The organism is uncultured Enterococcus sp., from assembly GCF_913775425.1.
Classification (GTDB): domain Bacteria; phylum Bacillota; class Bacilli; order Lactobacillales; family Enterococcaceae; genus Enterococcus_G.
Window position 1 is genome coordinate 44577 of the sequence record NZ_CAJYIS010000079.1, and the last position, 6845, is coordinate 51421.

Consider the following 6845-nt stretch of genomic DNA (forward strand, 5'->3'; position numbering starts at 1 on the left):
AGGAGATGAGTAGGATGTATCGCAAAAAATGGCTTCGTTGGAGTAGCCTAGTCGTAATCGTCGGTAGTTTTTTTGCCCTGTCCGTATCGGAAAAGTTAGCAGCAGATACGTTTACCTCTAATTTTTTACAACAAAAGCGTCCCTTGCAACTGACCCAAATCCCACTTATCATGGTGCCTGGCACCGGGGGGACAACAGAACGCTTTGATGGTCTGATTACGTCTTTACAAACGACGAATGTCTTAAAAGTAACCGTCCATAAAGATGAACAAGTCACCATGACGGGGAAATTGACCAATAAATCAAATCGACCGATTATTGTGATCGCATTTGAAGATGCGAGCGACGAGGCTTTAGTCGAGCAAGGGAAATGGTTTCAAATCGGTCTACAGGCAGTAGTTGCCCGTTATGCATTTTCGGAGTATACGTTTTTGGGACACTCGAATGGTGGGTTGATCCTCACACAATACTTAGAAGATTATTATACCAAAAAAGACCCGATGATTTTGCGAGCCATGACACTAGGTACACCTTATAACGATATGCCTGAGCGTTACAATGAGCAAAAAATGACATTCGATACACCAAAAGAATACAGTCCACAACTCACAAATTATTTAGCCAATCAAGCACGTATCCCATCAATCGACGTTTACAATATCATTGGAGATACTGGAGAAGCAACAGATGAAGTCGTTACGATGACAAGTGTGTTATCAGGGCGGCTAGTCTATCAAGATAAGGGAGCGTATCAAGAAAAAATTATTACAGATGATGCTGAACATAGTGCATTAGTAGAAAATGTTGAAGTCATCTCTTTGATTCATACCTTTCTTTGGCAAGAAAATAAATAACAAAAAGCATTGACAATCAGACAACACTTGCCTATAATAATCTTTGTTGCTGATTTGTCATAGTAGCTCAGCCGGATAGAGCATCCGCCTTCTAAGCGGACGGTCGGGGGTTCGAATCCCTCCTGTGACGCTAGTAGACCTCTAGAGATTTCTAGAGGTCTTTTTTTGTTATCTTTTAGCAGACCTGTTTAAATCATCCGTAAGGTCGATCAGGATTTATTTATTTTTCTTTGTTATAAATAAACAAAATATTCAGAAAATTTAGAAAAAGTGGTTGACTTCTTTTTTATTTCTCGGTATGCTCAGTAACAAGAAATCAGTTAAAGGAGCTTGCCTTATGATTAAAACGAACAATGTACTTTCACTAAACTTATTATTATTATGACCCAGGATTCTTCGACGTAGTATTTGAAGAGTCCTATTCACATTGCATGAAGGAAAACCTTTGTGGAATGTTTTTTTTATACCCAAATTCAATTTAAAGGAGCGAAAACAGATGAGAAATATTCAATTTTTTGATACCACATTACGTGATGGCGAACAAACACCAGGTGTTCATTTTAATAAAAAAGAAAAGGTCCAACTCGCTTTACAATTAGAAAAATGGGGGATCGATACGATTGAAGCAGGGTTTCCGATTGCGTCACAGGGTGATTTTGAAGCTGTCAAAGCAATTGCTGAAGCTGTGAAAACGGCGACTGTTGCAGCTTTAGCTCGCTGTCAAAAAAAGGATATCGATCGTGCTTATGAAGCATTGGCGCAAGCAAGATCACCGCAACTCCATGTGTTTTTAGCGACTAGTCCGATCCATCGTAAGGACAAATTGAACATGACGAAAGAAGAGGTTATACAATCGATTCATGAACATGTAACCTATGCACGTTCTTTATTTGAGATCGTCCAATTCTCACCAGAAGATGCGTCCCGTACTGAAAAAGACTTTTTATTACAAGCTGTGCAAACCGCAATCGATGCGGGGGCGACGATCATCAATATTCCCGATACAGTTGGCTTTGCCACACCGACAGAATATGGCGAACTTTTTCGCTATTTGATCGACCATATTCGTAGTCAGACCCCAATCACGTTTTCTTCCCATTGCCATGATGATTTAGGGATGGCAACAGCGAATGCACTCGCAGCAATCGAAAACGGTGCAGACCGAGTCGAAGGAACGATCAATGGTATCGGTGAACGTGCAGGCAATACCGCATTAGAAGAAATCGCGGTCGCACTGTACATCAGACGTGATTTTTATCAATGCCAATCGAAAATTAAGTTACAAGAAACGAAAAATACTAGTGATTTGGTCTCTCGTTTATCTGGTCTTCACGTTCCAAAAAATAAAGCGGTAATTGGCGGGAACGCCTATGCACATGAATCAGGGATCCATCAAGATGGTGTTTTGAAGAATCCAGAAACATACGAAATTATCACACCACAATTGGTAGGGGTCAAAACCAACTCACTGCCTTTAGGAAAATTATCTGGTAAACATGCATTTCATGAAAAAATGAAGCAATTAGGTTATGACTATTCAGCAGAAGCAATCAGTGACTTGTTTAAAAAATTTAAAACGTTAGCAGACAAAAAAAATCAATTAAGCGATAGCGATCTTCATGCACTTGTCAGTGATCAATTAAATCAAGAAGACGAAATCTTCTTGACGCGATTACAAGTTCAATATGTATCCAATGGTTATCAATGTGCGGTTATCGAAGTGCAGATCAATAACGAATTAAAAGTAGCTTCTGCGGTAGGAGATGGGAGTATTCAAGCGATCTATCATGCAATCGATCAACTATTCGATCATGAACCATTACTCTTAGACTATACGATAACATCTTTGACACAAGGTGAGGATGCACAAGCGCAAGTTCACGTCAGCATCAGCGATCAAAAGCAGCAACTATTCAGTGGCAATGGGATCGACTTTGACGTGCTAGAAGCATCTGCCAAAGCCTATGTACAGGCAAGTGGGAAAATGTATCAACGAGTAGGAGGAAGAAAATGAAGACGATCGTAACATTAGCCGGTGATGGCATTGGCCCAGAAATTATGGAAAGTGCGCTAGTCATACTGGATTATGTAATTGAAAAGCACCATTTGCCACTGCAACATCAAGCGCATTTATTTGGAGGGAGCGCGATTGACCAAGTGCACGTTCCTTTGCCAAATACCACACTAGAAGCTTGCCAAAAAGCAGATGCGATTTTACTTGCTGCAATTGGTGGACCCAAATGGACAACGGCTGAAACGACACCAGAACAAGGGCTATTAGAACTGCGAAAAACGTTGGCGTTGTATGCGAATATTCGGCCGGTCAAAGTCAGTGATAGTTTAGTTAACTTTTCACCGCTAAAAAAAGAAATCGTCAATGGAACAGATCTTATTGTTGTACGTGAATTGACCAGTGGGATTTATTTTGGAACTCCACGTGAAAAAACAGATCACGAGGCTATCGATACGAATTATTATCATGTAGATGAAATCACACGTGTTGTGCGTTATGCATTTGAATTAGCCAAGACTAGACGGCAAAAAGTATGCGCAGTCGATAAAGCCAATGTCTTAGCGACAAGTCGTCTATGGCGTGAAACAGTAGCTAAAATCGCGTTGGATTATCCAGAGTGTGAAGTTTCCTATCAATATGTCGATTCGGTGGCAATGGATTTGATCAAACATCCAACTCGCTTTGACGTGATCGTGACCGAGAATCTATTTGGAGACATTTTAAGCGATGAGACTTCTGTTTTACCTGGATCACTTGGCGTATTGCCTAGTGCTAGTCATGGTATAGGTGTTTCGTTATATGAACCGATCCACGGTTCAGCTCCTGACATTGCAGGCAAACATCAAGCAAATCCAATCTCGATGATCTTGTCAGTTGCAATGATGTTACGAGAAAGTTTTGGTTATGAAGAAATTGCCAGCGACTTAGAACAAGCCTGTGCGCAGGCATTATCGACGACACGAACACCAGATTTAAATGGACAAGCGACAACAACTGACGTCACACATGCTGTTTTGGCAGCGTATAAAGGAGGAGTAGTATGAATACACTATTTGATAAAGTTTGGCAACAACATGTCATCACAGGTGCAGAAAATGAAGCACAATTGCTCTATATCGACCTACAATTGATCCATGAAGTGACGTCACCACAAGCATTTGAAGGTCTACGTCAAGCGGGGCGTAAAGTAAGACGACCAGATAAGACATTTGGTATGATGGATCATAATGTCCCAACGAAAGATATCCATACGATCACCGACTTAGTATCTAAAAAACAAATGGATACATTACGTCAAAATTGTGCGGAATTTGAAATCGAATTGTGTGATAACGGATCAAAAAATCAAGGGATCGTACATATGGTTGGACCAGAACTAGGGTTGACTCAACCGGGGAAAACGATTGTTTGTGGAGATTCCCACACGGCGACTCATGGTGCTTTTGGAGCGATCGCATTTGGGATTGGAACTAGTGAAGTCGAGCATGTGTTGGCTACACAAACACTATGGCAAAAAAAACCAAAAACGATGGGGATTGAGATCACCGGTACCTTACAGCCAGGCGTCTATGCAAAAGACATTATTCTCGCGTTAATTGCAACATTGGGTGTCGATTTTGGTGTGGGATATGCAGTAGAGTTTTACGGCGAAACCATCCGTAGCCTTTCAATGGAAGAGCGGATGACGATTTGCAACATGTCGATCGAAGGCGGAGCGAAGATGGGGATGATTGCTCCGGATGAAAAGACAATCGATTACCTTAAAGGACGTCCTTATGCACCAGAAGATATCGAGATGTATAGTAAGACGTGGCTTGATTTAAAAACAGATGCACCAAGTTGTTATGATGCCTACCGTCATTTAGATATTTCGGCATTATCTCCTTACATTACGTGGGGTACCAATCCGGAAATGGGTGTTTCGATCGAAGACGCATTTCCAAAGATAACGGACCATAATGATCAAATGGCATATGACTATATGGCGCTATCACCTGGTCAGTTTGCAAAAGATATCCCAATCGAATATGTTTTTATTGGTTCTTGTACCAATGGTCGTTTGTCCGATTTAAAGGAAGCGGCAGCCATCATCAAAGGCAAAACGATCGATCCTAAGGTAACAGGGATTGTCGTTCCCGGGTCGCGTCCAGTTCGTAAGGCCGCAGAAGCGATTGGATTGGATCAAATTTTTATAGCAGCAGGCTTTGAATGGCGTGAACCAGGTTGCTCGATGTGTCTAGGCATGAACCCAGACCAAGTCCCGGAATTTGTTCACTGTGCATCGACGTCAAACCGTAACTTCGTTGGACGACAAGGAAAAAATGCCAGAACGCATTTATGTAGTCCGGCAATGGCCGCTGCCGCTGCACTGCATGGACATTTCGTCGATGTGAGACCACTTGTAAAGGAGCGTGCATAACATGAAGGCGATTCAAACGGTAACAAGTCAAGCGATTCCATTGATGAACGACAATATCGATACGGATCAGTTGGTTCCAAAAACCTATCTAAAACGGATTGAAAAAACTGGATTTGGTGAGTTTTTATTTGATGATTGGCGTTATTTACGTGACCGGACGCCAAATCCAGACTTTATTTTAAACGATAACACCTATCAAGATGCTAAAATTTTAGTCACAGGTGACAATTTTGGTTCTGGATCGTCGCGAGAACATGCAGCGTGGGCCTTGTTGGACTATGGTTTTCAAGTGATTATTGCCGGTAGTTTTAGTGACATTTTCTATATGAATGCGACTAAAAATGGGCTATTGCCAATCGTATTGGATGAAACAAGTCGTCAAGAACTTGTCAAAGATCCGATAGCAGTGGTGACAGTCGATTTGATCAAGCAAGAAGTCCAGTGTGGAGCACAACGATTTTCTTTTGATATCGATGCGACTTGGAAACATAAACTACTCAACGGTTTAGATGAGATTGCGATCACATTACAATATGAAGAAAAAATCCACGCTTACGAAAAAAAGATGTAAGAGAACAACTTTTTCTTGACTCGGCCTGTGAAATTTGATAAATTAGTATTGTTGTAATTGTGGACTCCACAGCTACAACCGCACAGAACAAGTTTTAAGTATCGTTAGATCACTTGGGATGGCGAGTCTAAGTCTAAAAGAAGGAGGTGCTATATAGCATGTACGCAATTATCAAAACTGGTGGTAAACAAATCAAAGTTGAAGTTGGTCAAGCAATCTACGTTGAAAAATTAGACGTTGAAGCTGGACAACAAGTAACATTTGACGAGGTGATTTTAGTTGGTGGTGAATCAACTAAAGTAGGTGCTCCAACTGTTGCAGGCGCAACTGTTGTAGGAACTGTTGAAAAACACGGTAAACAAAAGAAAGTCGTGACTTTCAAATACAAACCTAAAAAACATTCTCACACTAAACAAGGTCATCGTCAACCATATACAAAAGTGGTTATCGAAGCGATCAACGCATAATTAATCAAAAAGTAGGGTAAATAGTTATGATCAATGGAACTTTCAATCGCGATGCTTCTGGTCGCATTGTAGCATTTGAATTATCAGGTCACGCAAATGCGGGAGAATACGGAATGGACATCGTCTGTGCCGCAGTTTCAGCATTATCCATCAGTACAGTCAATGGGATTGAAGCCTTAGCGGGTTTTGAGCCGAATGTTGTAGTGGATAATGAAGCAGGTGGCTACTTGTCGATGGAATTGCCGTTTTCTAAAAATCAGGAGCAAACCAACATTGCGCAAATTTTATTAGAAAATTTGTTGCTTGGTTTACAAGCAGTTCAAAATGAGAATAGCGACTCTATCCAAATTAAAACACAAATTATTAAATAGGAGGTGCATTCCATGTTATTGAATATGAATTTACAATTATTCGCCCACAAAAAAGGTGGAGGTTCTACTTCCAACGGACGTGACTCTCAATCAAAACGTTTAGGTGCTAAACGTGCTGATGGTCAAACAGTTAGTGGTGGATCAATCTT

At 40.9% G+C, this 6845-nt stretch carries 8 protein-coding genes, 1 tRNA gene and 1 other annotated feature; all 9 genes read left to right on the top strand.

Features of this window, described 5'->3' with window-relative positions; genetic code table 11:
• The first annotated feature begins 14 nt into the window (after window positions 1–14).
• Window positions 15–854 (top strand): alpha/beta hydrolase, encoded by an 840-nt coding sequence (locus QZ413_RS09340; RefSeq protein WP_297079570.1) that lies wholly within the window; start codon window positions 15–17, stop codon window positions 852–854.
• A gap of 56 nt (window positions 855–910) precedes the next feature.
• A tRNA-Arg gene (locus QZ413_RS09345) sits at window positions 911–984 on the top strand.
• Window positions 985–1350: 366 nt separating this feature from the next.
• Window positions 1351–2868, top strand: a complete 1518-nt coding sequence (locus QZ413_RS09350) for a 2-isopropylmalate synthase (RefSeq protein WP_297079572.1) — start codon at window positions 1351–1353, stop codon at window positions 2866–2868.
• Complete coding sequence (leuB, locus tag QZ413_RS09355; protein ID WP_297079574.1) at window positions 2865–3911, top strand: 3-isopropylmalate dehydrogenase; 1047 nt, start codon at window positions 2865–2867, stop codon at window positions 3909–3911. The genes QZ413_RS09350 and leuB overlap by 4 nt, the downstream gene beginning before the upstream one ends.
• On the top strand, window positions 3908–5287 hold the full coding sequence (gene leuC, locus QZ413_RS09360) for a 3-isopropylmalate dehydratase large subunit (RefSeq protein WP_297079576.1): 1380 nt from the start codon (window positions 3908–3910) through the stop codon (window positions 5285–5287). Before leuB ends, leuC begins: the two co-directional genes overlap by 4 nt.
• A 1-nt stretch (window position 5288) precedes the next feature.
• Window positions 5289–5858 (top strand): 3-isopropylmalate dehydratase small subunit, encoded by a 570-nt coding sequence (leuD, locus tag QZ413_RS09365; RefSeq protein WP_297079578.1) that lies wholly within the window; start codon window positions 5289–5291, stop codon window positions 5856–5858.
• 66 nt (window positions 5859–5924) lie between these two features.
• Window positions 5925–5997 (top strand) — a sequence feature (ribosomal protein L21 leader region).
• A 19-nt stretch (window positions 5998–6016) separates the two neighbouring features.
• Window positions 6017–6325, top strand: a complete 309-nt coding sequence (gene rplU, locus QZ413_RS09370; RefSeq protein ID WP_297079579.1) for a 50S ribosomal protein L21 — start codon at window positions 6017–6019, stop codon at window positions 6323–6325.
• A 26-nt stretch (window positions 6326–6351) separates the two neighbouring features.
• The gene (locus tag QZ413_RS09375; protein ID WP_297079581.1) at window positions 6352–6696 is read left to right on the top strand and encodes a ribosomal-processing cysteine protease Prp; all 345 of its coding nucleotides are present in this window, start codon (window positions 6352–6354) and stop codon (window positions 6694–6696) included.
• Between the two features lie 12 nt (window positions 6697–6708).
• Window positions 6709–6845: 50S ribosomal protein L27 (locus QZ413_RS09380; RefSeq protein ID WP_297079585.1), on the top strand; the 137-nt coding region annotated here is incomplete at its 3' end.

Excerpts from the sequence above, each read along its gene's own strand:
- leuD (WP_297079578.1), top strand. The coding sequence starts at position 5,289 with ATGAAGGCGATTCAAACGGTAACAAGTCAAGCGATTCCATTGATGAAC.
- leuB (WP_297079574.1), top strand. The coding sequence starts at position 2,865 with ATGAAGACGATCGTAACATTAGCCGGTGATGGCATTGGCCCAGAAATT.
- leuC (WP_297079576.1), top strand. The coding sequence starts at position 3,908 with ATGAATACACTATTTGATAAAGTTTGGCAACAACATGTCATCACAGGT.
- QZ413_RS09350 (WP_297079572.1), top strand. The coding sequence starts at position 1,351 with ATGAGAAATATTCAATTTTTTGATACCACATTACGTGATGGCGAACAA.
- QZ413_RS09375 (WP_297079581.1), top strand. The coding sequence starts at position 6,352 with ATGATCAATGGAACTTTCAATCGCGATGCTTCTGGTCGCATTGTAGCA.
- rplU (WP_297079579.1), top strand. The coding sequence starts at position 6,017 with ATGTACGCAATTATCAAAACTGGTGGTAAACAAATCAAAGTTGAAGTT.
- QZ413_RS09340 (WP_297079570.1), top strand. The coding sequence starts at position 15 with ATGTATCGCAAAAAATGGCTTCGTTGGAGTAGCCTAGTCGTAATCGTC.